Here is a 23986-nt window from a genome sequence, read left to right on the forward strand (position 1 = left end):
GATCAGTTTACTCCTTAAAAGGTCTTTTCAATTGATTCCAAAAATCCTGAGGATAATTTTCATCATTATCAAAACCTAATTCGATGTTTTTTCCATCATTAGGGATATGAGCTGTACCAAACATATAGTCCCAGAGACTTAAAGTTAAACCGAAATTCATACCATAAGGACGCTTTTCTGGCAGAACTTTGGAATGATGCCAAATGTGCATTTTTGGATTGTTCAATATATATTTGAATGGACCATAATCCCAACCAACGTTAGCGTGATTGAGATGACCTACCAAAACACTAAACATGTGGACAATAAAGAATTCCTGAATCCCAAAACCTATCATAGCTAATGGAACATATTGTACCACTTTGTATACAATGGTTTCCATGAAATGGAATCTAAACTGAGCGGCAAATCCCATTTCTTTAACGCTGTGATGAACTTTATGAAACTTCCATAACCACGAGCGTTTATGCAACTGAATATGTACATTCCACTGAATAAAATCTGCAACCAGAAACATGATAAGAAATTGAGACCAAATTGGAAAATTCTGGATGTGAAAAGCAACTAAGTTATCTACTCCAAATAAGCCCAAGAAATCATTGAACATTTCAACAAAAACATTGGAAATTGCATTATAGCCAATAAGAGAAAAAATGAAAAAGTTGAAGAAAACATAAAACACATCCAGCCAAAATCCTTTTCTTATGATTTTCTGGTCTTTTCTCCATGGGATAATGATTTCCATAGCGAGTACTAAAAAGGAAAGCCCTATCAACCACCAAAAATAGTTAGTAAGAGAGGGGTTTTGAATTTCATTCATCAGGTAATTAAAATACCCTGTAAATGAATTTAAAAAAATGTCAATATATTTTTCCATAACAGGGTGCAAAATTAAGCCATCATAGCGATTCCAGGTGTAACCTTGGTCACAATAATCCTTTAAATTTTAAAGTGAAAAAGAAGTAGGCATTATTGACAAATTTTGACTCGCATGAACTTCAAAAAACCTTATTTTTATTTCGAGTAAATTTCAAACCTTAACAATGCCTATGGATTTTAAAGATAAATGTGTACTAGTCACTGGAGCCTCTAGAGGAATTGGAAAAGCTACCGCTCTCGCTTTTGCTGAAAAAGGAGCAAAAGTAGGTATCAACTTCAGAAGCCGAATTGATGAAGCTGAAAAAACACTTATTGAACTTTCAGGAAATGGACATCAACTGTTTCAACGAGATATTTCTATAAAGAAAGAAGCTAAAGCTTTGATAGATGATTTTGTAAATGCATATGGCAAAATAGATGTACTGGTCAATAATGCAGGGATAGCAATTACTCATAAAGTAGATGAAGTTGATTTTGAGGAGTGGACTTCCGCCTGGGAGCAGACACTTCAAACCAATCTTTTTGCTCCAGCGCATTTATGCTACCTAGCAGCACATCATATGATAAAAGCTGGTGGTGGAAGTATAGTTAACGTGTCTTCCAGAGGCGCTTTTCGTGGAGAACCCGATCAGCCCGCGTATGGGGCTAGTAAGGCAGGACTTAATGCCTTAAGTCAATCCTTAGCCAAAAAACTAGCTCCTCATCACATTCATATTGGTGTAGTAGCACCAGGTTTTACTGAGACTGACATGGCAACAGAAACTTTAACTGCTTTAGAAAAAGAAAAAATGCTCCAAGAAACTCCATTTCATCGCATGGCAAAACCTGGAGAAGTTGCACATGCTATTTTATTTTTAGCTTCAGATGAATCTGCATACTCCTCTGGAACAATCATAGACGTAAATGGAGCTAGTTATTTGAGAAGTTAAGGTTTAGAATTTAGGAAAAAAGCGTCCTGTTTTAGACTTATAGATTTTATAGTCATCAAAAGTGTCTTCTAGTAAGGACTCTTCATAACTGGTTTTATAAATGAATAAGGCTAAAATTGCCAGACTTATGCATAATTTGTAACCATCCCCTAGCCAGAATGAAAAACTAAACATAAAGATTAAAATTCCTGTGTAAATAGGATGTCTACTTAGCTTGAAAACACCAGTGGTGATGAGTTTCGAATTAGCCTTAGGTGTTGGAAAAGGTGATAAATAAACATTCAATTGCAGAAGGGCAATCCCTGAAATCGCAACACCTACAATTCCTATATAAAACCAGATGTAATGTTCTATGAAAATGATTGAAAACCATTCTAAATTCAGAAAAAATATAAGCATCAGGAAAAACTGAATTGACACTAACACTACATCTTTAATCTTTGGCATCCCGTTTTTATTTTCAAAGTTAGCATTCTTTATGCGCACATATAATAGTAATCTCTTATATGCTGATTTTTATCATTTTAAATACGTCACTTCCCTATTACTTTTGAATAAAATGCAATAAATAATGCAGAATTTAATAAAAAAATATAACGTTCCTGGGCCAAGATACACGAGTTACCCCACCGTTCCTTTTTGGGATGAATCCACTTACAACACAAAGTCATGGATCCAAAGTCTTCAAAAAGAAAACTCTTCCAGAGAAATAAGCTTATATATTCATCTCCCTTTTTGTGAAAGTCTATGCACGTTTTGTGCGTGTAACAAACGTATCACCAAAAGACATGAAGTGGAAATTCCTTATATAGAAGCCCTTCTTAAAGAATGGAATATGTATTTAGATATTCTTCAGGATAAACCTATTCTGAAAGAAATACACCTGGGTGGCGGAACACCTACTTTTTTTGACCCAAAACATCTGAAATATCTACTGGATACGATTAAAAAAACCTGCGAAATTCCTGAAGATGTAAGCTATAGCTTTGAAGGTCATCCTAATAATACAACTACAGATCATTTACAAACATTGCGACAGTTAGGCTTTGATCGAGTGAGTTACGGCATTCAGGATTATAGTCCTAAAGTTCAAATTGCGATACACAGGTTTCAGTCTTTTGAAACTGTTAAAAGGATTACTGAAAAGTCTAGGTTATTGGGATATACCTCTGTGAGTCACGATCTTATTTACGGTTTACCCTTGCAAACCTTACAAGATGTCATTTCAACCATAGAGAAGACCATAGAAATTATGCCAGATCGTATTGCTTTTTATAGTTATGCACATGTACCATGGACTAAAGGAAATGGACAGCGTGGCTATGATGAAAAGGATTTACCTTCTCCAGATTTGAAGCGTCAACAATATGAGATGGGTAAAAAAATGCTCGAGGAAAAAGGATATATCGAAATTGGGATGGATCACTTTGCACTGTCTGAAGATGGATTAACCAAAGCTTTCCAAAATCAAAATCTGCACAGAAACTTTATGGGCTATACGACAACAAAAACTGAAAAAATGATAGGACTTGGAGTATCAGCAATAAGTGATAGCTGGTTTGGTTTTTCTCAAAACCATAAAAATCTCAAAGATTACTATACTAGTCTATCCAAAAATGAATTACCAGTCTCCCGAGGTCATATTTTGAATAAAACCGATCTGATTATCAGAAGAAAAATATTAAATTTAATGTGTCACTTTGTATCTGATCTGGATGGATTAGACATTAGCGATCAGCTTGAAATAAAAAGCGATCTGGCTGAATTTAAGACTGACGACTTAATAAATATAGAAGATGATATGATACAAGTAAAAACAACAGGAAAAGCTTTTATTAGAAATATATGCATGGCATTTGATCTTAGATTGAAAGCGAAGCAAACAGAATCACAATTATTTTCAATGACCATTTAAATCCAAATATTATGAAAAAGATATTAGTACCCGTAGATTTCTCAACACCATCTGAAAACGCACTTAAAGTTGCAGCACAACTTGCAAAAAAGAATAATGCAGAAGTACATGTATTGCATGTGGTAGAACTTGCAGAATCTCTGTTTGGCGCCGAACAATTTAATGTAAACGACGAGCAAATCATTTTCTTCATGAAACTTGCTCATAAGCGTTTTGAGAAATTTTTAAAACAAGATTATTTAGAAGATGTCACTGTAAAAAGTTACGTTGAACCAGGATCTGCTGCAATGGCTATAAAAGATACGGTTAGTAAAAACGAGATTGATATGATCGTGATGGGTTCTAGTGGCACTTCAGGATTAGAAGAAATTGTGATAGGTTCAAACACAGAGAAAGTTGTAAGATATTCTGAAGTACCTGTATTGGTTGTCAAAAATGAAATACAAAGTATCAATATTAAAAACACTGTTTTTGCATCTAATTTTGAAATTGAAAATATTGAGGCCTATCAAAAAGCTAAAAAGTTTGCAGATAGTTTTGATGCAAAAATGCATATGCTTTATGTGAATCTTCCAGGAAATCAGTTTAGCAGTACTACAGAAATACACGAGCAAATGCGAGTCTTCCTAAATAAGGTCCAAATGCCTCTAAATAAGGAACATATCGAAATTTTTAATGATTACACCATACAGGAAGGAGTTTTAAATGGATCTAAGAAGCTTAAAGCTGACCTTATCATTATCCCAACACACGGAAGAAAAGGCTTATCTCATTTCTTCAATGGTAGCATTGGTGAAGATGTAGTCAATCATTCAGAATTACCTGTTCTCACTCTCAAAATTTAATAAATCATTTGTATTAATAAAAAAACACCTCAGCTTGAGGTGTTTTTTTATTAAGAATTTGACTTGATGACTTGTACAATCTCATCTTTCTGCAAAACACCACTTTGTCTCCATTTTTGTTCACCGTTTTTAAAAACAATCATGGTCGGCACACCTCTCACCTGATATTTAGCTGCTAGTTGCTCGTTTTTGTCCACATCTATTTTGATGATTTTAATAGCATCACCAAGTTCTTCTTTAACTTCTTTAAGTATTGGAGCTAGCATTTTGCAAGGTCCGCACCAATCAGCAAAAAAATCAATAAGCACCGGAGTTTCACTTTTTATAATTTCATTAAATTTCTGACTCATAATTGTAAATTTTTAAATTAATACTCAAAATAATTATCTCTTAAGCTTTTGACCTAAAGCGCTCAAAAGCTGCTTTCTCAAGATTTTCACGATGATCTGGATGAGCGATTGAAATTAAGGCTTCTGCTCTTTGTTTTAGATTTTTACCATAAAGATTGACGACTCCATATTCTGTGATTATATAGTGTACGTGAGCTCTAGTTGTTGTTACACCTGCACCTTCATTCAGGAATGAAGAAATCTTTGAAATACCTTTACTGGTAACAGATGGCATTGCAATAATAGCTTTACCACCTTCAGACAAGGAAGCTCCTCTTATAAAATCCATTTGTCCACCAACACCAGAAAATTGCAGTTTACCAATAGTATCAGCACAAACCTGACCTGTAAGATCTATTTCAATAGCAGAATTGATCGCAGTAACTTTAGGGTTACGTCTTATAATCGCTGTATCATTAGTGTAAGCCGCCTCCTTCATATGTACCAATGGATTATCATCTATAAAATTATAAAGTTTTTGAGAACCCACAGCAAAACAAGTTACAATTTTACCAGTCTTCACTTCTTTTTGACTTCCATTGATGACACCACTTTCAACAAGTGGTAAAATCCCATCAGAAAACATTTCTGTGTGAATACCTAAGTTTTTATGACCTCCGAGATTTTTGAGAGCAGCATTAGGAATTCCACCAATGCCCATTTGTAACGTAGCACCGTCCTCCACCAGACTTGCAACATTAGCTCCTATTTTACTTTCCAGTTCTGAAACTTCAGTAGGTTCATGACCAAATATGGACTCATCAACTTCAACTGCAAAATCTAATTCACTCATATGTATAATTCCATCACCGTGAGTTCTTGGCACTTGAGGATTGACTTGTGCAATAACCAACTTGGCTGTTTGAATGGCAGGTATTGTGATGTCGACTGAAACACCGAGTGAACAATAGCCATGCCGGTCTGGAGGTGAAACTTGTATAAAAGCAACATCTAAAGGCAAAATTGAACGTCTGAAAAGTCTGTGAATTTCACTTAAAAAAATTGGAATATAATCACCATTACCTTCCCTTACAGAGTTTCTCACATTTCCACCAACAAATGCACTGTTGATCTTAAAAGCCCTGGAATAAGGTTTTTCTGTATATGCTGCCTGACCTTCGGTATGAAGATGCATAATTTCAACATCTTCTAAAGATTCATATCTGGAAACCAAAGCATCAATAAGGTTGAAGGGAGTCATCGCTGCACCCTGGATAAAGACTCTGTCCCCAGATTTAACTTTGGAAATAGCTTCTTCAGCCGTTACTTTATTAAATTGATGAATCATATATTTCTATCTTAAATTAAAGTACAAAAATAAGAGCCAAAAATCTATTATAGCTGAGCTTAAACGAAAGCTTATATGATTTCAATCAGTTTCTGGGAAGGTTTTTTAATAAGAGAAAAAGGATTCAAATTTTGAATTTGACTAATTAATTATTCTGAATCTGACTCCAGGTCCAAACTTGTGCATCTTTATATGTTGAAAATATCTCAAAAGGAACAGGCTGTTTTTGAAGCAAGAGAATCATCTTTAACACCCATCTCATGGTTTTATTTGGAATCACATAAGCAGTCCCTAAGCAATAGTCCTCCATCAAAGTGATATTTTCCTTTAACCATTGAGCTTGCAAAATCTGATGAGAAATTTTAGGCACCACAGCGTTTGTAGCATCAAAAACGATAGCCAATTTCTGCTGTGCAAAATAGCAATCATCTAGTTCTTTCAGGTAGGACTTAAAGCTGGCGTTAGTTCCTCTTTCACCAGTAAATGTTACCGTTATTAAAGGAAATGCTGTCTGATCTACAACTGCGTAAGGATTCGTTTTCAAAATTTTTATCCAAATTTAGAATAAACTTTTATACTTCCAAACTTAAGTAAGAATCGTTTTTGGATGGAAGTTCGGTAGTTCCCATCAAGAATTCATCCACTTCCCTGGCAGCTTCTCGGCCTTCTGAAATAGCCCAAACCACTAAGGATTGGCCTCTTCGAGCATCTCCTGCAGCAAAAATGAAATCTATATTTGTTGAATAATTATTAGAATCTATGGTTCCAGATTTGGTTTGAGAAACACCAAGATGCTTAAGAAGCGAACTTTCAGGCTGTGTGAATCCGATAGCAAGTAATGCAAGTTCACAAGGTATTAAACGCTCTGTTCCTTCGATTTCCTTCATCTCTTGTCTTCCACCTTGGTTAACCCACTCGAGGTCTACAAGTTTGATATGAGTAAGCTCACCTTTATCGTTTCCAACAAATTCCTTGGCTAAAGTACTCCATTTACGCTCACCGCCTTCTTCATGAGAAGAAGAGGTTCTTAAGGTCATTGGCCACATTGGCCATGGATCATTAATTCCGCGTTTACTTTGTGGTTTCGGCATTAATTCCAGTTGCAATACAGATGCAGCGCCTTGTCTGTGAGACGTTCCTATACAATCTGAACCTGTATCACCTCCGCCAAGAACCACAACATTTTTACCTTCTGCAGTTATTTTATCGTCAAACTTAATTCCATCAATTTCCTTATTCTGAAGACTAAGGAAATCCATAGCATAATGGATACCTTTCAATTCTCTGCCAGGTATAGGAAGATTTCTTGGAACCGTTGAGCCAGTGCAAACCACTATAGAATCGAAATCGTCTTTCAACACATCAGGATTTACAGTTTTACCGACTTCAGCATTAACCTTGAAACGTACTCCTTCATCATCCATAATTTGAATGCGACGGTCTACTACCCATTTTTCAAGTTTGAAATCTGGAATACCATACCTCAACAATCCACCAATTTTCGCTTCTCGTTCAAATACCGTAACCCAGTGACCAGCTTTATTCAATTGATCTGCTGCTGCAAGCCCTGCAGGGCCGGAACCGATGACAGCGACTTTCTTACCAGTTCGCACTTTAGGTGCATTAGCTTTTATAAATCCCATTTCATGAGCTTTCTCAGCAATTGTTTTCTCAATATGCTCTATCGCCACAGGATTTTTATTAATTCCTAAAACACAGCTAGCTTCACAGGGTGCCGGACAAATTCTTCCGGTAAACTCAGGAAAATTGTTTGTTGAGTATAAAATGGAAACTGCATTTTTCCAATCTTCGTTATGAACTGCTTCATTAAATTCTGGAATGATATTACCAAGCGGACAACCTGAATGGCAAAAGGGCACTCCACAATCCATACATCTTGCGGCCTGACTCTTGGTCTTCTCTTCTGGAAAAGGCTCAAATATTTCTTTATAATCACCAATTCTCGCTTCTGGAGGTCTACTATTTGGCAACTCTCTATCATATTTCAAAAATCCGTCGTGTTGTCCCATTATGCTACTATTTTTTGTTCTTGTTTTTCTTTCGCTTCTAAAATTCGTTTGTAATCATGTGGAATGATCTTGACAAAATGAGATTTCATCTCTTCAAAATGATCTAAAACGTATTTTGCTTTCTTGCTTCTCGTCAATTGATAATGATTCTCAATCAAGACTCTAAGTTCTTTAAAATTCTCTTCAGAAGGAGTTTCAAGTCCTACCATTGCTTTGTTACAATTATTTTCAAAAGTATTTTGATCATCGAGAATATAAGCGGTTCCACCACTCATACCTGCGGCAAAATTCTTACCTGTTTCTCCTAAAATTACAATTTTACCGCCTGTCATATATTCGCAGGCATGATCTCCAACACCTTCTACTACGGCTTCCACACCAGAATTTCTGACACCAAAACGCTCGCCAGCCATTCCGTTAATATAAGCTGTTCCTGAGGTTGCTCCATAAAAAGCAACATTTCCTATGATTATGTTTTCTTCTGAATCAAATGAAGAGGACTTTGGAGTGTAGATAATTAATTTTCCACCAGATAAACCTTTGCCAAAATAGTCATTGGATTCACCTTCAACTTCAAAAGTGACACCTTTCGCTAAGAAAGAGCCGAAACTCTGACCAGCAGATCCATCAAATTTGAAATGTATAGTATCTTCTTTAAATCCCTCAGCTTTAAATTTCATACTGATTTCATTGGATAATATTGCACCAGTGGCTCGATCGATATTTCTAATTGAATATGAGTTTTTTACTGATTTACCACTTTCAAAAGCTGGTTTTGCATCTTCCAAAAGTTTCCAGTCTAAAACTTCGTCAATTTCATGATCCTGATCAATTTGCTTAAAGACACCCACTTGCTCGGCTATATGTTCTTGATATAAAATTGGACTCAAGTCCAGATCTTTCAATTTCCAGAATGGTACGTCTTTTCTTACTTTCATTACTTCTGAGTGACCTACCATGTCACTCACTGTCTTGAATCCAAGTTGAGACATGATTTCTCTCAAATCTTCCGCCAGGAATCTAAAGTAATTGACCACATGGTCTGGGTTTCCTGTGAAAAGTTTTCTCAGTTCAGGATTTTGTGTTGCAACACCTACCGGACAGGTATTGGTGTGACATTTTCTCATCATGATGCAACCTTCCACAATCAAAGCTGCTGTGGAAATTCCCCATTCTTCAGCGCCGAGTAAAGTAGCGATTGCGAGGTCTCTACCAGTTCTTAACTGGCCATCCACCTGAACGGTGATTCTACTTCTTAAATTATTTTTCACCAGCGTTTGATGAGCTTCGGACAAACCAAGCTCCCAGGGCAAACCTGCATGACGTATAGAACTTAAAGGAGATGCTCCAGTTCCTCCATCTGCTCCAGAAATCAGAACCACTTCAGCATTGGCTTTTGAAACTCCCGCAGCCACCGTACCCACACCAGCTTGTGAAACCAATTTCACATTGATTCTGGCTTTGCGATTTGCATTTTTCAAATCGAATATAAGTTGGGCTAAATCCTCTATAGAATAAATATCGTGGTGTGGAGGTGGTGATATTAATCCAACACCAGGAGTTGAATGTCTCACTCTACCAATCCACTCATCAACTTTATGACCAGGCAGTTGACCACCTTCTCCAGGTTTTGCTCCCTGTGCCATTTTAATCTGAAGTTCATCAGCATTGGTGAGGTAGTAACTCGTCACCCCAAAACGACCTGAAGCTACCTGTTTGATTGCAGAACGCTCCCAATTCCCATTAGGTTTCACTTCAAATCTGGCTTCATCTTCTCCGCCTTCGCCACTATTACTTTTGGCACCAATCCTGTTCATGGCAATAGCTAAAGTGGAATGTGCTTCGTGCGAAATCGAACCAAATGACATGGCTCCAGTGGCGAAACGTTTCATAATATCTTCTGCCGGTTCTACTTCCGCAAGTGGTATGGGTGTTCTTTTTTTGAACTCCAATAAACCTCTTAAGGTCAAAGAATCTTTTAATTGGTCATTGACCGTTTTCGCGAACTTTTTATACAAAGAAAAATTATCCGTCTGTGAAGAATGCTGGAGCAAATGAATAGTTTCCGGATTGAAAAGGTGTTTTTCACCTCTCAACTTCCACTGATAAACTCCGCCAACTTCCAAACTCTTTTTCACCTCATCATTTCCTGGAAAAGCTTTGTGATGTCTAACCAGAACTTCTTGAGCAAGCCCATCAAAGTCAATACCTTCTATCCTTGATATGGTGCCTTTAAAGCATTTTTCAATGACAGTAGTATGCAAGCCTAGAGCTTCAAAAATCTGAGCTCCTTGGTAAGATTGAACTGTGCTAATTCCCATTTTAGAAAGAATTTTCAGTAGTCCATACCCTATAGCCTCTTGATAATTTGCTTTAGCTTGATCTATACTTATATCTGCATCGAGTTTTCCATCAATTTGCTGATGTTCGATAGATTGTAGGGCTAAATAAGGATTGACAGCACTAGCTCCATAGCCTATTAACGTTGCAAAATGATGTGTTTCTCTAATATCTCCCGCTTGCACCAAAATTCCAGCTTTAGTTCTCAAATTCAGTTTGACCAGATGGTGATGAACTGCTCCTGTAGATAGCAAGGATGGGATTGGCGCATGGTTTTTATCAATAGCTTTATCAGATAAAATCAAAACCTTTTTACCAGATTTTACAGCATCTTCTGCTTTTTTACAAACCTCATCTATAGCCTTCTCTAAGCTTCCAGGTTTTCCATCCGCCTCAAAAACACAATTAATAAAGCCGTAGTCAAAGCCTTTTTCTGCTAGATGCTTAAATTTTTCAATATCAGAATCCAATAAAACAGGTTGTGAAATATGAATCTGTTTGGTATGTAATTCAGATTCGTCCAATATATTAAGACTTTCTCCAACTCTTGTGAATAGCGACATCACCATTCTCTCCCGAATAGGATCTATTGGTGGATTACTAACTTGTGCAAACAATTGTTTGAAGTAGTTGGCAACATGTTGACTTTGTTTGCTCAATATAGCCAGCGGCGTGTCTGCACCCATAGAACCAATAGGCTCTGTCGCTCTCACGGCCATATCGGCTAAAATCACTTTCAATTCCTCTGAAGTGTAGCCATATGCATTTTGAAGGTGAAGTAATTCTTCACTCGATAATTTCTTTTCATCAAATTCAGGTACTGACTGAAGCCTTAATTTGATACGTTGGTTTTTAATCCATTGCGAATACTGCTTATCCTTGACTATTCTGTTTTTTATTTCATCATCGTAAATGACTTTATTCAAATCAAGATCTGCCATGATCATACGGCCAGGTTGTAAACGCCCTTTTTTAATTATTTCTGAAGAATCCACCGGAAGCGCTCCAGCTTCTGAAGAAATGATAAGACGGTTGGTTGATGTAATGCAATACCTTGATGGTCTCAAACCGTTTCTATCTAAAGTTGCCCCAACCCGCTTGCCGTCGGTAAAAATAAGCGCTGCCGGACCATCCCAGGGCTCCATTACCGAAGCATGGTATTTATAGAAAGCTTTTCGTTCGGGATCTATAGATGTATTATCCTGCCAAGCTTCTGGAACAAGCATCATCATCGCGTGTTCCAAAGGTCTCCCATCCAGAACAAGCATTTCGACCATAGCATCTAAGTTAGCTGAATCTGAATGCTCTGGGTTGGTTACGGGAAGTAAACGCTGGAGATCTTCGTCGGAGAATACTTTGGATTTAAAATTTGCCTCCTTAGATTTCATTTTAGTCACATTACCTTTAATCGTATTGATTTCGCCATTATGAGCTGTAAAATGAAATGGCTGAGCCAGTTTCCAATTTGGAAACGTATTTGTTGAAAACCGTGAATGAATAATAGCAAAAGCAGATTTAAAGTTTGGATTTCTTAAATCTTCAAAGTATTCTCTCAGTTGATTGGTCTTAAGTTGGCCTTTATATATAATGGTATTGATAGACATACTACATACATAGAACGCTTTGTTATTCCCTTGAATGTTTTTACCTATATAATGAGTTGTATAATTTCTAAACACGAAGAGTTTTCTTTCCAGTTCTTCATCAGATATTTTATCTTTTGGCTGAATCAAAACCTGCTCAATTAAAGGTTCCACAGGTTTTGCTCCGATACCTGGAACTTTAGAATCTACTGGAACCGTTCTGTAACCTAAAATGTCAAGATCGAGTTCCTCTGCATGTTTGGCTAAAATTTCTTTGCATTGATTGGCAACACTTCTAACTTTTGGAAAAAACAACATTCCGATTCCAACAGGTTTTTCGCCATCAATGTTAACATCAATTTCTATAGCGATTTCCTTTATAAAATTTTTATCAATTTGAATAAGAATTCCAGCACCATCTCCGGTATCCGGGTCTGCGCCAGTTCCTCCCCGATGTTCCATATTTTCAAGCATGGTAAGTGCATCAACTATAAGTTGATGTTCCCTTTTTCCATCAATATTTATGACAGACCCGATTCCACAGGCGTCATGTTCAAAACTACTATCATACATTGATTCTCTCTTCATAAAAAAAATTTCAACTATTATTATAAGAATTAACTCTTAAATCTAGTTAATTATGAGGAAAATAATCAGCTATAGCAGATTAATTAAGCATTATTTTTGTTAAAATTGATTATACGCTAAACTAAAACGATTTCGTAAGTGTTTGAAGTAGGATACGGAATGAAGGAAGATTAATCTTAAAGTTAATGACATTCCATAGATGAAGTTACTTGACTTTGGGCAGGTTTTGGAGAAACGTAAGGAATACCAAGCCCCATTCCTCTCAAGATAAAAAGAATACCAATAATGGCAATAGCAATAGGAATTAAGCGTTTAGGATTGAATTTTAAAACTGAGTTGAGCCAGTCTTTGGCATAAATTACAAGGCTCATCAGCGGGATTGTGCCCAAACCAAAGAACGCCATATACAATGAACTTTCAACTAATCCTGTGATAGCTATGGATCCAAAAACCGCCATGTATACTAAGCCGCACGGCAGTAAACCATTCAGAAAACCTAAATAATAAAATGTATCGAGTTCCTTTTTCTTTAACGAAGAGCCAAGTTCGGACTTTAGTTTACCTACCCATTTATAAAGTGGTTTGGCGAGATTAAGCTTTCCTAAAATAGATTCAGAAAAAAGAAGAGAAGACAGCATGATGACTCCAATGATGATAGAGAGTTGCTGTTGAAATCCAAATAACGCAAAGCTTTCTCCGATAAGGCCAAATACTAGACCTATGAGCGCATACGTAGTAATTCTACCTAAATGGTATAAGGAAACTTGGAAGGCTTTTCGCCATGGATTTTGACGATCTACGGGCAGCATAAGAGCTATAGGCCCACACATGCCAACACAGTGAAAACTACCTAAAAGTCCTAAAATGAAAGCTGTCCACAACATTTAGATTTGGATTTTCTGTTGAATAAAGTAATCTTCTCCTTTGTGATTGAACTTTAGATTAACTTCCCATTTCCCAGCCTCCATCAATGATCTTGGCAAAACATATTCACTGTTTTCCAATTGAAGCTGAACTGTGAAATCCAATGCCTTATCTGAAGGTCTGTAGAGAAAAACTTCTCCTTCTATTTCAGAATAGTCAAAATCTGAAGGAAAAATAATCTGAAGCCCTTCTGATATCATTGCTATATTCACCTGATTTTCCAAATCTGCCGCATTCTGCGCAGAATCCAAATCCTCCTGAAAAGTCAATTCTTTCTGGTAATAAGACTCTACTACAAGGTCGTATTCTAGTTCTTTATTTGATAACATTTGTACCACCATAAACATGATGAATCCTATGAAAAGTACAAATGCGATTACTATAGATGTTCCCCAATTTAATTTCATAATTTTTTATCTAAAAGTTCGTGGTCCCATGAAGTTGGTCGTTGCCCGGTCAATGATTCGGTCTTTGCTGTAAACTTCTATTTCAATTTTATTTTTAGAATCACTAAGCTGAGCTGGTTCTATTTCTATAAAGAAAGTTCCTTTGGCAATTCCGCCTTTATCTATGCTGAAATACTCTTTTTTGACCATTTTTAATTCTCCGTCAAAAGAGTTGATTTTGAAATGAATACTATCCATTTCCACATTAGTTTTGTTCAATAATTTATAGGTAAAAACATTGGATACTTTACCTTCCTTTGTCATTTCATAAAGTTGTCCAGGTAATCTCAAAACCTTTGCTTCAATATCGCTTCTGATAAGTAAAAGACCCATTAAAAAACCAATAAGTATCGTCAGAACTGCTGAATAGCCTTTCAATCTCGGTGTAAATTCGAATTTTGCTTTTTTCTCAATATTCTCTTCACTAGCATAACGAATAAGTCCCTTAGGTAAATCCACGCTTTCCATGATCGAATCACAGGCATCAATACAGGCAGTGCAATTAACACATTCCAGCTGAGTCCCATTTCGAATATCTATCCCCGTAGGACAAACCTGGACACATTGCGCACATTCAATACAATCTCCAACGCCTTCTTCTGCCCTATTTTGATTTTTCTTAAATTTCTGACGGCCAAGCTCCCGCTCTCCTCGATTATGGTCATAAGCTACCACAATAGATTTCTTGTCCAGCATCGCTCCTTGAAGTCTCCCGTAAGGACAAGCTATGATACAGACTTGCTCTCTAAACCAGGCGAATACAAAGTAGAACACCGCCGTAAAAATGAGCAATGGAATAAATGTTCCTAAGTGACTGGTTGGTCCGTTGGTGATGTATTTCACTAACTCATCACTACTGATCAAGTAAGCTAAAAACACATTGGCAATCAAAAAGGAGATGATGGCAAAAATAGTCCATTTACTTCCTTTTTTAAATATTTTCTCTTTGTTCCATGGTGCCTTATCTAAGCGTATTTGCTTGCCTCGATCCCCTTCAATGGCGTATTCTATTCGTCTGAATACCATTTCCATAAAAATGGTCTGTGGACAAATCCAGCCGCAAAAGATTCTACCAAAAGCCACTGTAAACAAAGCGATAAAAACAACTCCAATAATCATGGAAATCACAAAAAGATAAAAATCCTGTGGCCAAAACGGAAACCCAAAAATGTTGAATTTACGCTCTAATACATTAAAGAGTAAAAATTGATTCCCATTGATTTTAATAAAAGGAGCAGCTAACAAGAAAAGTAACAGAAAATAACTAACGTATTTTCTATACTTATAAAAAACACCATTAGGCTTTTTTGGATATACCCAAGCACGCTTTCCCTCCTGGTCTAACGTTCCTATGCTGTTTCTAAATTCTTCTTTATTATCCACTTCGCTTTATTTTATAATTATTCTACTCCTTCTACCCAAATCTCACCTTCAGGTTCTTTAGGTTCAGCTGGGACAGTCCCTTGCAATGAAAGCACATAACTCGCTACCTGCTGTAATTCTGAAGGTTTGAAGTCATTTTTCCATGACACCATGCCTTTACCAGGACGTCCGCCTTCAAATAAAGTTCTATATACATTCTTGATCCCACCCCCAAGAATCCAATGTTCATCTGTTAAGTTAGGGCCAATTCCTCCACCGGCATCGGCTTTGTGACAAGCTACGCAGTTGTTGGTGTAGATTTGCTTACCAGCTTCTAGATCTGACGGATCTGCCATAAGCGTTACTGTTTCCAGAGTGACCAAATCTTTGGCAGTTTCTTTATATCGAGCAATATCTATTTCAGCTTGTGCCAGCTCAGCTTTATATTCTTCAATTTGTGTGTAATCGTCAAACACATGGAATCTTACTAAGTAAATGGCCGCAAAAACTATACTTGCATAGAAGCTATAGATCCACCATGGTGGTAATTTATTATCCAGCTCACGAATTCCGTCATAGTTATGATCCAGTTCAATTTCACCTTCTTCTTCAATAGGTCTTGAACGTGTTAGAAGTTTTGGAAGATTTTCAAATTTTGCCTTCAATTGATCCACACGTTTATTTTCAAGAGCTAAGAATTTTTCTTGTTTCTCTTCTGAAAGTGATTTGAACAATGTAAATCTTAGTGCAGCTACAAAAACTTCAATGGCAATAGATACTAGAGCTATGACCCCCAAGAAAATTAAGGTTTTTGGATATGCTAAGACGGCAAGCTGTCCTGGTTCTGTTTCAAAAAGAAGTTCAACTCCTCCCCAAGCTATTGCTACCAGCGCTATGATTCTAAATATAGATGCTAGGTTCCTCATAATTCATGTTCGTTTTTAGATTCCAATGGTATTTGACTTACTTCTTCCACATAGTCTTTCTTGGCGGTAAACACCCACCAGAAAAGCACAACAAAAAAGATGAAGAAAATAAGCAGGGAAATGATAGGATAGATCTCTATCCCTTGTATCGTTTCCATATGTCCTTTTATAAATTTCAACATAGTTCAAGTATTTAATTAGAAGTTGTAACTTCTTGGTTAGTCTTTATTTTAATATCAGTTCCAAGCCTCTGCAGATAAGCAATCAGAGCAACAATCTCTCTGTTTTTCATTTCGACAAAATCAAGATTATTCTCTTCTGCATAAGCTTTATCAGCTTCGTAAGCTTTTACAAAATCCGGATCGTTATACAAATTGGATTGAATTTCCTCTCCCTGGGCAAGCATAGAAGCCTGAGCATTTTCTATTTCTTCATCAGAATAAGGAACTCCTAAATTTGCCATTGTCTTCAGCTTATCGACAGTGTTTGATTTATCCAATTCACTTTTGATTAGCCACTGGTAACTTGGCATGATCGATCCCGATGATGTGCTTTGTGGATCATACATATGGTTGAAGTGCCAGTTGTCTGAATATTTTCCTCCAACCCTTAATAAGTCTGGTCCGGTACGTTTACTTCCCCATAAGAAGGGTCTATCGTAAACAAACTCTCCAGCTTTGGCATATTCACCATAACGCTCTACTTCACTTCTAAAAGGTCTCACCATTTGAGAGTGACATCCCACGCAACCTTCTCGAATGTATAGATCACGACCCTCAAGTTCTAATGGAGTATAAGGTTTCACAGTAGAAATAGTCGGGATATTAGATTTGACTAATAAAGTTGGTATGATCTGAACAATACCGCCTATAAGAATTGCGATTGTTGCCAGGATGGTTAATTGAATAGGTTTTCTTTCCAACCAAGTGTGGAATTTTTCTCCTCTTTTTCTTCTACCACCACGGCTTAAAGCAGCTGCTTCTGCAAGCTCATCTTCAACGCTTGAACCAGCTTTTGCTGTTCTAATAACGTTGTAAATCATTACAAATGTACCTATGATATAAAGACTACCTCCAATAGCTCTCATCCAGTACATTGGCATAATTTCAGTCACAGTTTCCAGGAAGTTACCGTAAAACAAACTTCCATCTGGATTGAATTGTTTCCACATAGAGGCTTGCAAGAAACCTGCGACATACATTGGTAATGCATACATCACAATTCCTAGAGTTCCTAGCCAAAAGTGTAAGTTGGCTAATCCTACTGAAAATAATTTAGTTTTGAATAATCTTGGGATTAACCAATAAACCATACCAAAAGTAAGGAATCCATTCCACGCTAAAGCTCCAACATGGACGTGAGCAATGATCCAGTCTGTAAAGTGAGCGATCGCATTAACATTTTTAAGCGAAAGCATAGGTCCTTCAAAAGTAGCCATACCATAACCAGTAATGGCAACCACGAAGAATTTAAGAACAGGATCTGTTCTAACTTTATCCCATGCACCACGAAGGGTAAGAAGACCGTTGATCATTCCCCCCCAGGATGGCATCAACAACATAATAGAAAAAGTAACACCTAAATTTTGAGCCCAGTCAGGTAGTGCTGTATACAGCAAGTGATGAGGACCAGCCCAGATGTAGATAAAGATCAAAGACCAGAAGTGAATAATCGATAATTTGTAAGAATAAACAGGTCTGTTCGCTGCTTTAGGTACAAAATAATACATCAAACCTAAGAATGGAGTAGTCAAGAAAAACGCAACCGCGTTGTGTCCATACCACCATTGTACCAATGCGTCCTGAACACCAGCATAAGCAGAATAACTTTTAAATAGGTTAACCGGCAAGGCCAAACTATTGAAAATATGAAGTACGGCAACGGTAACGAATGTAGCTAAGTAAAACCAGATGGCTACGTATAAGTGACGTTGACGTCTTTTCAGAATAGTACCAATAAGATTCCATCCAAAAACAACCCAAACGATAGCTATCATAATATCGATAGGCCATTCTAATTCAGCGTATTCTTTGGAGCTTGAAAAGCCTAGAGGTAAAGTGATTGCTGCTGCAACGATGATCAATTGCCATCCCCAGAAATTAATTTTACTGAGAGCATCACTAAACATTCTCGCTTTGAGCAATCTTTGAGTAGAGTAATAAACTCCTGCAAATATGGCATTTCCCACAAATGCAAAAATCACAGCGTTGGTGTGTAATGGTCTTAAACGACCGAAACTTAACCAAGAGATACCGTCGGTAACGCTTGGAAAAATAAACATAAATGCCAATAAAAGGCCAACAGACATTCCAATAACGCCCCAGATAATGGTGGCATAAAGGAAGTTTTTTACGATTTTATTATCGTAATGAAATTGCTGTAACTCCATAGTTATGATTGTTTTTGTTGATTGTTCGAATTTTCTTTGTCTTTCACTTTAGCGTCATCGTCTTTGACTAATTCGTCATCGAATAGCATTCTCACCGATGGTGTATAATCATCATCAAATTGGCCTTTTTTTACTGAGAAAATAAAAAGCCCGAAAAACACAAGGGCTACAAGAATACTGATGGCAAGAAGTCCGTAGATGACGTTCATAGTTTATTTTTTTTTCAAAATTACATGGGAAGTTCTCTTTAAAAAATGACGTTAGTCATGTTTACTTAGCTTTTCATTAAGAATTGGTTTGGAAATGTATTGTGTTGCCAATGTTGTAAAAATGACGATTGAAATTGAACTCAAAGGCATTAGTATCGCTGCAATGACTGGCTGTAGCTGACCTGTCAAGGCGAAATATAGACCTATGACATTATAGAGGAATGAGAATGCAAAACTGAGTTTAATGATTTTGATTCCTTTTTTTGTTATACTCACATACTTATCTAGTTTATAAAATTCAGAAGCATCCATTATCGCATCGCAGGCAGGAGAAAAAACGTTCACATCCTCTGAAATAGCAATCCCTATATCAGCCTGTTTTAATGCTCCTGCATCGTTTAAACCATCACCAACCATTGCGACACTTTTGTTTTCAGATTGAATTTTTTCTATCAAATGCATTTTGGAATCAGGCTTTTGATTGAAAAACATCTGAGTGGTTTTAGGCAGCATCTTTGTAAGTACTGGCTTCTCACCTTCATTATCACCAGAAAGTATAATCAATTTATAATATGAATCTAGTGACTCAAACAGTGGCTCTACACCTTTTCTGTAAACCGTATCAAATTCAAACTTGCCTAAGTAGGTTTCATCTTTACTGATGTGAACGGCAGTTGACAAACTCGCATCCTCCACATGATCTGAAACAAATTTTGCAGAACCCAATTTATAAGTGTGGTCATTGTAAGATGAAATAATTCCTTCCCCAAGGTGTTCTTCAAAAGATTCTGAATCTTGAATATTCTGACTACTTAAAAAGGAATACAACTCTCTACTCAAAGGGTGATTGGAGTTTCTAAAAGAGTTTTTCAACACCATCTTATCATCCTCGCTTAGAGTCAAGCCAGAATATGAAATATCACTTTTTTTATTTGTTGTTAACGTTCCTGTTTTGTCGAAAACAAAAACATCAAGATCTGCCATCTGCTCCAGGACGTTTGTATTTTTGAGATAAAATCCATTCTTCCCGAAGATCCTCAACAAGTTACCCATAGCAAAGGGCGTCGCTAAGGCTATAGCACAGGGACATGCAATGATAAGCACCGCCGTAAATACATTTAAGGCAAGACTGGCATCGTAAAAAAGCCAAAAAAACAAGCCTGAAAAGGCTATAGAAAGAACAGCTACTGTAAATTTCTTACTGATTTTGTCAATAAGACTTTGAAATTTTGGATTGTAATCTTTTTGAAAGACATCATTACTCCACAATTGGGTCAGATAACTTTGTTCAACCGACTTTTCGGCAACAATTTCCACAGCGCTGCCACTTTGCTTTCCTCCGGCATAAACTTTATCACCAGACACTTTTTTCACAAGTTTAGCCTCACCGGTGACAAAACTATAATCGATTTCTGCAGAAACGGACATCAGGACTCCATCTACTGGGAGCAATTCCTGATTTCTGATGAGTAACCTATCCCCTCTTTCTATTTCATAAACCTGGGTGTTTTCTTCTTTTCCTTCTGAATTTATTTTCGTTACCGCTATTGGGAAGTAAGATTTGTAATCCCTTTCGAAGGACATAAATTTATACGTCTTCTGCTGTACAATTTTACCTAAAAGCAAAAAGAACACTAAACCTGTAAGACTATCGAAAAAACCAGATCCTAAATTGAAAAGAATATCAACAGTACTTCTCAAAAATAAAACGGTGATTCCTAAAGCTATGGGGATATCAATATTTAAAATTTTACTTCTTAAACCTTTAATGGCCGACTTGAAATAATCTTGCCCAGCGTAGAAAACCACCGGCAAACTGAAGAAAAACATGAGCCATCTAAAAACTGGCTTATACTGCTCCAACCAATATTCTGTAACCTCAAAGTATTCTGGAAAACTCAGAAACATCACATTACCAAAAGCAAAGCCGGCAACACCAATTTTGTAAACTAGACTTCTATCCAAACTTTGCTTGGCTTGTCCGTAATTTTCAAGGCTGATATAAGGTTCGTAGCCTATTCTCGACATCAACTCGACCAATGACTTTAGAGAAAATTCTTCAGTATTGTAAGTTACTGTCACTTTTTTCTTGGGAAAGTCAACTTGAGAAGAAACGACGTGTTTATTTAATTTATGGAGATTCTCTAGGACCCAAATACAAGAGCTACAGTGAATATGAGGGATATAAAGAGTGACAATTTCAGTAGAATCTTCTTGAAAATCAATAAGTTTATTAACGATATCTTCCTTTTCAAGATAATCGAATTTGCCATTGATTTCATTTGGAGTTGCACCGGGATTCTGTTCTAAGTCATAATAACACGTCAAGTCATTCTCAGAAAAAATCTCAAAAACGGTTTTACAACCATTACAGCAAAAGACTTTATCATCGTGATAAACTTCGATTGAACAGTCATCACCACAGTGAAAACACTTATCCTTCGACATATAATTAAATTAGGATACAAAAATCTCACAACAGGCTGTTACTAAAAATGATAAGTATCAGCTCTGGTTATATTGGAGGAATAAGTTTATATCTTTGCTATAATTAAAATGAAAATTATGAAAACTCTAATTTTTACTCTTTTATATTTATCAATTTTAAGTATTGCTCACAGTCAAGTTTGGCTTGATAACACCTGCCTTATTGAAAAAGAAATTTCAAACGAAGACTATACTTCATCAAAATCTAACAACCTGTTGACTCTAGTAATTAACCAAGAGGGAAAATTGTTGATGAATGGTGTTAAAAAAGAAGGGATTTCTGAAATTCAATTCAAAGAGGCTGTTTATGATTTTATGACAAATCCTAACAAGGAAAAAACTAAAGCTGACTCTTCAAAACAGGCTATCATTGCGTTAGGATCTTACGGAGAACACGATTCCTACGATTTGATTTTAACCTATGTAAGAGAGGTTTATTTATATGCTTGGGACACGGCTGCTGAGAAAAAGTATGAGACGTTTTACGCCGATTTGAATTGTAAAAAAAGAGATAAAATCAGAAATGGAGACTTTCCTTATAATGTCATAGAATTAAACTCTGAGGAGGATACAAAAAAACCAAGTTTCTCACCTGGCGTTCCTACATTTTCAGGAGATGTTATTGACAATTAAATTTCAAGATCAATAATCTGAATAACTTGCTTTTTTTCTGATTTGATTTCTAAATGAAGTGAAATAGTTTCCTTATTATTCAAAATTACTAGTTCACCTTGATTTACGTACTTAAAACCCGACTCCTCACAATTACAAATCTTACCAAACACAACTTTCTGGTTATTTAGGCTATAATTTTTGGAATGAATTTCTCTAAATCTTGACGGAATTTGAAGATAGATTTCTTCGGTATAATCCTTTTTCTTAGAGTCTTTGTATTTGATAAAAATGACTTGAAAATCTTTATCCTCTTCAAAAAATACATCTGAAATTTCTGAAGATTTTTCTTTGAGTAATAATTTGGTTTCTTTAAACACTTGGACTTCGCAATCTCCATTACCCGGGCAATTCTGCAAAACAGGCAAATCAGTTTGAGAACTTTTACAGCCTGTGAGTACAAGCAATATTAAAAGACTCTTATATATCATCTAAATTAATTTATTGCAAATAAAGGTATACTCCTTATAATCAAGTATCGTATAAAGATTTATTTATCAGTTTTTCGGTTTGAAAGCACGTAACAATAACTTTTGTTTAACTTCAATCTTATTTCATTAAACAATAAAATATTTACTTTTGAATCATGATATATGAAATCAACACCAAGCAGAAATTACCCATCACAAAGCAAAGGGCTTGGGAATTTCTTTCAGATCCTAAAAATCTACAAGAAATAATGCCAGATGATATGGGGTTTGAAATATTATCTGGTGCGGACAGAAAAATGTTTACAGGACAATTACTACAGTATAATGTAACTCCATTACCGGGTTTTAATACAAAATGGGTGACTGAGATTACACACGTAGAGGAACCTAACTATTTTGTAGATATTCAGCTGTATGGACCCTATGCATTGTGGCATCACAAGCATTTTATCCATGAAATTGAAGGTGGCGTAGAAGTAGAAGACTTAGTTCACTATAAATTACCACTTGGAGCTTTGGGACGATTAATGCACCCACTAGTTGTAAAACCAAAATTGAATAAAATTTTTAAAGCCAGAGAGGCTAAAATGATTGAAAAATTCGGTCATTTTGAAAATCAAAATAAATAAGCATATGAAAAAGAATATTTTACTAATAGGAGGATCTAAAGGAATAGGTTTAGAAATCGTAAAAGAGTTAAGTGCAAAACACAACATTATAGTGGCATCAAGATCTGATGAAAATTTATCTAATTATGATGTGACATACCACAAGTTTGATGCACTTACAGATGACATATCAGAATTAGATTTGCCCGAAACTTTAGATGGTTTAGTATACTGCCCAGGAAGCATCAATTTGAAGCCTTTCAAAATGATGAAGCCTGAAGTCTTTGAAGAAGACTTTCAATTGAATTTCATGAGTTTGGTCAAAGTTACCCATGGTGTGCTTTCAAAGTTGAAAAATTCTAAGCAAGCGAGTATAGTATACTTTAGTACTGTTGCGGTACAAACTGGAATGCCATTTCATACCAGTATTGCTGCGGCAAAAGGAGCTATAGAGGGATTTGCAAGATCACTAGCAGCAGAATATGCACCTTCATTTAGAGTAAACGTTATTGCTCCATCTCTTGTAAATTCACAGTTGGCTGGTAAATTGCTTAATAATGATAAAAAGAAGGAGAAGATGGATGAAAGACACCCACTTAAGCGTGTCGGTGAACCTTCTGATATCGGAAAAATAGCAAGTTTCTTATTATCCGAAGATTCTACCTGGATAACAGGCCAAGTTCTTGGCGTAGATGGTGGAATGGGAAGTCTGAATGTAAGTTAGATTTCAGCTAAAATTTTTAAAA

The 23986-nt window shown here is 36.3% G+C and carries 22 protein-coding genes; 6 read left to right on the top strand and 16 right to left on the bottom strand.

Features of this window, described 5'->3' with window-relative positions; genetic code table 11:
• Window positions 1-7: 7 nt before the first annotated feature.
• The gene (locus LB449_RS07465; RefSeq protein WP_224454474.1) at window positions 8-877 is read right to left on the bottom strand and encodes a sterol desaturase family protein; all 870 of its coding nucleotides are present in this window, start codon (window positions 875-877) and stop codon (window positions 8-10) included.
• Window positions 878-1049: 172 nt separating this feature from the next.
• Between LB449_RS07465 and LB449_RS07470 the strand changes: the two genes are divergently transcribed.
• Window positions 1050-1808: an SDR family NAD(P)-dependent oxidoreductase gene (locus LB449_RS07470; RefSeq protein WP_224454475.1), complete on the top strand. Its 759-nt coding sequence runs from the start codon at window positions 1050-1052 to the stop codon at window positions 1806-1808.
• Window positions 1809-1811: 3 nt separating this feature from the next.
• On the opposite strand, the gene LB449_RS07475 is transcribed toward LB449_RS07470, so the two are convergent.
• Complete coding sequence (locus LB449_RS07475) at window positions 1812-2255, bottom strand: methyltransferase family protein (RefSeq protein ID WP_224454476.1); 444 nt, start codon at window positions 2253-2255, stop codon at window positions 1812-1814.
• Between the two features lie 121 nt (window positions 2256-2376).
• Between LB449_RS07475 and hemN the strand changes: the two genes are divergently transcribed.
• Together hemN and LB449_RS07485 are read left to right on the top strand one after the other, a co-directional pair.
• A complete protein-coding gene (gene hemN, locus LB449_RS07480; RefSeq protein ID WP_224454882.1) occupies window positions 2377-3723 on the top strand; it encodes an oxygen-independent coproporphyrinogen III oxidase in 1347 nt (448 codons plus the stop codon).
• Between the two features lie 11 nt (window positions 3724-3734).
• On the top strand, window positions 3735-4568 hold the full coding sequence (locus tag LB449_RS07485; protein ID WP_224454477.1) for a universal stress protein: 834 nt from the start codon (window positions 3735-3737) through the stop codon (window positions 4566-4568).
• Window positions 4569-4618: 50 nt separating this feature from the next.
• Here LB449_RS07485 and trxA read toward each other — a convergent pair whose 3' ends face one another.
• The 13 genes from trxA to LB449_RS07550 form a co-directional block, all read right to left on the bottom strand.
• Window positions 4619-4918 carry a thioredoxin gene (gene trxA, locus LB449_RS07490; RefSeq protein ID WP_224454478.1) on the bottom strand — a complete coding sequence of 100 codons (300 nt, stop codon included), beginning with the start codon at window positions 4916-4918 and terminating at the stop codon, window positions 4619-4621.
• 40 nt (window positions 4919-4958) lie between these two features.
• Entirely contained in the window at window positions 4959-6245 is a 1287-nt protein-coding gene (locus LB449_RS07495; protein ID WP_224454479.1) for an acetyl-CoA hydrolase/transferase family protein, read from the bottom strand.
• Between the two features lie 145 nt (window positions 6246-6390).
• Window positions 6391-6789, bottom strand: a complete 399-nt coding sequence (locus LB449_RS07500; RefSeq protein WP_224454480.1) for an STAS/SEC14 domain-containing protein — start codon at window positions 6787-6789, stop codon at window positions 6391-6393.
• Between the two features lie 28 nt (window positions 6790-6817).
• Window positions 6818-8275, bottom strand: a complete 1458-nt coding sequence (locus LB449_RS07505; RefSeq protein WP_224454481.1) for a glutamate synthase subunit beta — start codon at window positions 8273-8275, stop codon at window positions 6818-6820.
• A complete protein-coding gene (gltB, locus tag LB449_RS07510) occupies window positions 8275-12786 on the bottom strand; it encodes a glutamate synthase large subunit (protein WP_224454482.1) in 4512 nt (1503 codons plus the stop codon). The genes LB449_RS07505 and gltB overlap by 1 nt, the downstream gene beginning before the upstream one ends.
• Before the next feature lie 182 nt (window positions 12787-12968).
• Entirely contained in the window at window positions 12969-13670 is a 702-nt protein-coding gene (locus tag LB449_RS07515; RefSeq protein WP_224454483.1) for a sulfite exporter TauE/SafE family protein, read from the bottom strand.
• Window positions 13671-14117 carry a FixH family protein gene (locus tag LB449_RS07520; protein WP_224454484.1) on the bottom strand — a complete coding sequence of 149 codons (447 nt, stop codon included), beginning with the start codon at window positions 14115-14117 and terminating at the stop codon, window positions 13671-13673.
• Between the two features lie 6 nt (window positions 14118-14123).
• Window positions 14124-15539 carry a cytochrome c oxidase accessory protein CcoG gene (gene ccoG / locus LB449_RS07525; protein WP_224454485.1) on the bottom strand — a complete coding sequence of 472 codons (1416 nt, stop codon included), beginning with the start codon at window positions 15537-15539 and terminating at the stop codon, window positions 14124-14126.
• 17 nt (window positions 15540-15556) lie between these two features.
• Window positions 15557-16444 (bottom strand): cbb3-type cytochrome c oxidase N-terminal domain-containing protein, encoded by an 888-nt coding sequence (locus LB449_RS07530; RefSeq protein WP_224454486.1) that lies wholly within the window; start codon window positions 16442-16444, stop codon window positions 15557-15559.
• The gene (locus LB449_RS07535; RefSeq protein WP_224454487.1) at window positions 16441-16626 is read right to left on the bottom strand and encodes a CcoQ/FixQ family Cbb3-type cytochrome c oxidase assembly chaperone; all 186 of its coding nucleotides are present in this window, start codon (window positions 16624-16626) and stop codon (window positions 16441-16443) included. Before LB449_RS07535 ends, LB449_RS07530 begins: the two co-directional genes overlap by 4 nt.
• Window positions 16627-16637: 11 nt before the next feature.
• Window positions 16638-18833 carry a cytochrome-c oxidase, cbb3-type subunit I gene (gene ccoN, locus LB449_RS07540; RefSeq protein WP_224454488.1) on the bottom strand — a complete coding sequence of 732 codons (2196 nt, stop codon included), beginning with the start codon at window positions 18831-18833 and terminating at the stop codon, window positions 16638-16640.
• A gap of 2 nt (window positions 18834-18835) precedes the next feature.
• Window positions 18836-19042 (bottom strand): cbb3-type cytochrome oxidase assembly protein CcoS, encoded by a 207-nt coding sequence (gene ccoS, locus LB449_RS07545; RefSeq protein ID WP_224454489.1) that lies wholly within the window; start codon window positions 19040-19042, stop codon window positions 18836-18838.
• Between the two features lie 51 nt (window positions 19043-19093).
• The gene (locus LB449_RS07550) at window positions 19094-21490 is read right to left on the bottom strand and encodes a heavy metal translocating P-type ATPase (protein WP_224454490.1); all 2397 of its coding nucleotides are present in this window, start codon (window positions 21488-21490) and stop codon (window positions 19094-19096) included.
• Between the two features lie 117 nt (window positions 21491-21607).
• Here LB449_RS07550 and LB449_RS07555 point away from each other — a divergent pair, with 117 nt between their 5' ends.
• Window positions 21608-22162 (top strand): hypothetical protein, encoded by a 555-nt coding sequence (locus LB449_RS07555; protein ID WP_224454491.1) that lies wholly within the window; start codon window positions 21608-21610, stop codon window positions 22160-22162.
• Here LB449_RS07555 and LB449_RS07560 read toward each other — a convergent pair.
• Window positions 22159-22632, bottom strand: a complete 474-nt coding sequence (locus LB449_RS07560; protein ID WP_224454492.1) for a hypothetical protein — start codon at window positions 22630-22632, stop codon at window positions 22159-22161. The genes LB449_RS07555 and LB449_RS07560 overlap by 4 nt on opposite strands.
• A 155-nt stretch (window positions 22633-22787) precedes the next feature.
• Here LB449_RS07560 and LB449_RS07565 point away from each other — a divergent pair, with 155 nt between their 5' ends.
• Window positions 22788-23261 (top strand): SRPBCC family protein, encoded by a 474-nt coding sequence (locus LB449_RS07565; protein WP_224454493.1) that lies wholly within the window; start codon window positions 22788-22790, stop codon window positions 23259-23261.
• A 4-nt stretch (window positions 23262-23265) separates the two neighbouring features.
• Entirely contained in the window at window positions 23266-23964 is a 699-nt protein-coding gene (locus LB449_RS07570; protein ID WP_224454494.1) for an SDR family NAD(P)-dependent oxidoreductase, read from the top strand.
• The last annotated feature ends 22 nt before the right edge of the window (window positions 23965-23986 follow it).

Origin of the sequence: Psychroflexus lacisalsi, assembly GCF_020164495.1 — a bacterium.
GTDB classification, from domain to species: domain Bacteria; phylum Bacteroidota; class Bacteroidia; order Flavobacteriales; family Flavobacteriaceae; genus Psychroflexus; species Psychroflexus lacisalsi.

Coding starts and splice junctions, on each gene's coding strand:
- ccoS (WP_224454489.1), bottom strand. CDS start 19,042: ATGAACGTCATCTACGGACTTCTTGCCATCAGTATTCTTGTAGCCCTT.
- LB449_RS07515 (WP_224454483.1), bottom strand. CDS start 13,670: ATGTTGTGGACAGCTTTCATTTTAGGACTTTTAGGTAGTTTTCACTGT.
- LB449_RS07560 (WP_224454492.1), bottom strand. CDS start 22,632: ATGATATATAAGAGTCTTTTAATATTGCTTGTACTCACAGGCTGTAAA.
- LB449_RS07570 (WP_224454494.1), top strand. CDS start 23,266: ATGAAAAAGAATATTTTACTAATAGGAGGATCTAAAGGAATAGGTTTA.
- LB449_RS07520 (WP_224454484.1), bottom strand. CDS start 14,117: ATGAAATTAAATTGGGGAACATCTATAGTAATCGCATTTGTACTTTTC.
- LB449_RS07550 (WP_224454490.1), bottom strand. CDS start 21,490: ATGTCGAAGGATAAGTGTTTTCACTGTGGTGATGACTGTTCAATCGAA.
- LB449_RS07470 (WP_224454475.1), top strand. CDS start 1,050: ATGGATTTTAAAGATAAATGTGTACTAGTCACTGGAGCCTCTAGAGGA.
- LB449_RS07495 (WP_224454479.1), bottom strand. CDS start 6,245: ATGATTCATCAATTTAATAAAGTAACGGCTGAAGAAGCTATTTCCAAA.
- gltB (WP_224454482.1), bottom strand. CDS start 12,786: ATGAAGAGAGAATCAATGTATGATAGTAGTTTTGAACATGACGCCTGT.
- LB449_RS07505 (WP_224454481.1), bottom strand. CDS start 8,275: ATGGGACAACACGACGGATTTTTGAAATATGATAGAGAGTTGCCAAAT.
- LB449_RS07555 (WP_224454491.1), top strand. CDS start 21,608: ATGAAAACTCTAATTTTTACTCTTTTATATTTATCAATTTTAAGTATT.
- LB449_RS07530 (WP_224454486.1), bottom strand. CDS start 16,444: ATGAGGAACCTAGCATCTATATTTAGAATCATAGCGCTGGTAGCAATA.
- LB449_RS07465 (WP_224454474.1), bottom strand. CDS start 877: ATGGAAAAATATATTGACATTTTTTTAAATTCATTTACAGGGTATTTT.
- trxA (WP_224454478.1), bottom strand. CDS start 4,918: ATGAGTCAGAAATTTAATGAAATTATAAAAAGTGAAACTCCGGTGCTT.
- LB449_RS07485 (WP_224454477.1), top strand. CDS start 3,735: ATGAAAAAGATATTAGTACCCGTAGATTTCTCAACACCATCTGAAAAC.
- LB449_RS07475 (WP_224454476.1), bottom strand. CDS start 2,255: ATGCCAAAGATTAAAGATGTAGTGTTAGTGTCAATTCAGTTTTTCCTG.
- ccoN (WP_224454488.1), bottom strand. CDS start 18,833: ATGGAGTTACAGCAATTTCATTACGATAATAAAATCGTAAAAAACTTC.
- LB449_RS07535 (WP_224454487.1), bottom strand. CDS start 16,626: ATGTTGAAATTTATAAAAGGACATATGGAAACGATACAAGGGATAGAG.
- LB449_RS07565 (WP_224454493.1), top strand. CDS start 22,788: ATGATATATGAAATCAACACCAAGCAGAAATTACCCATCACAAAGCAA.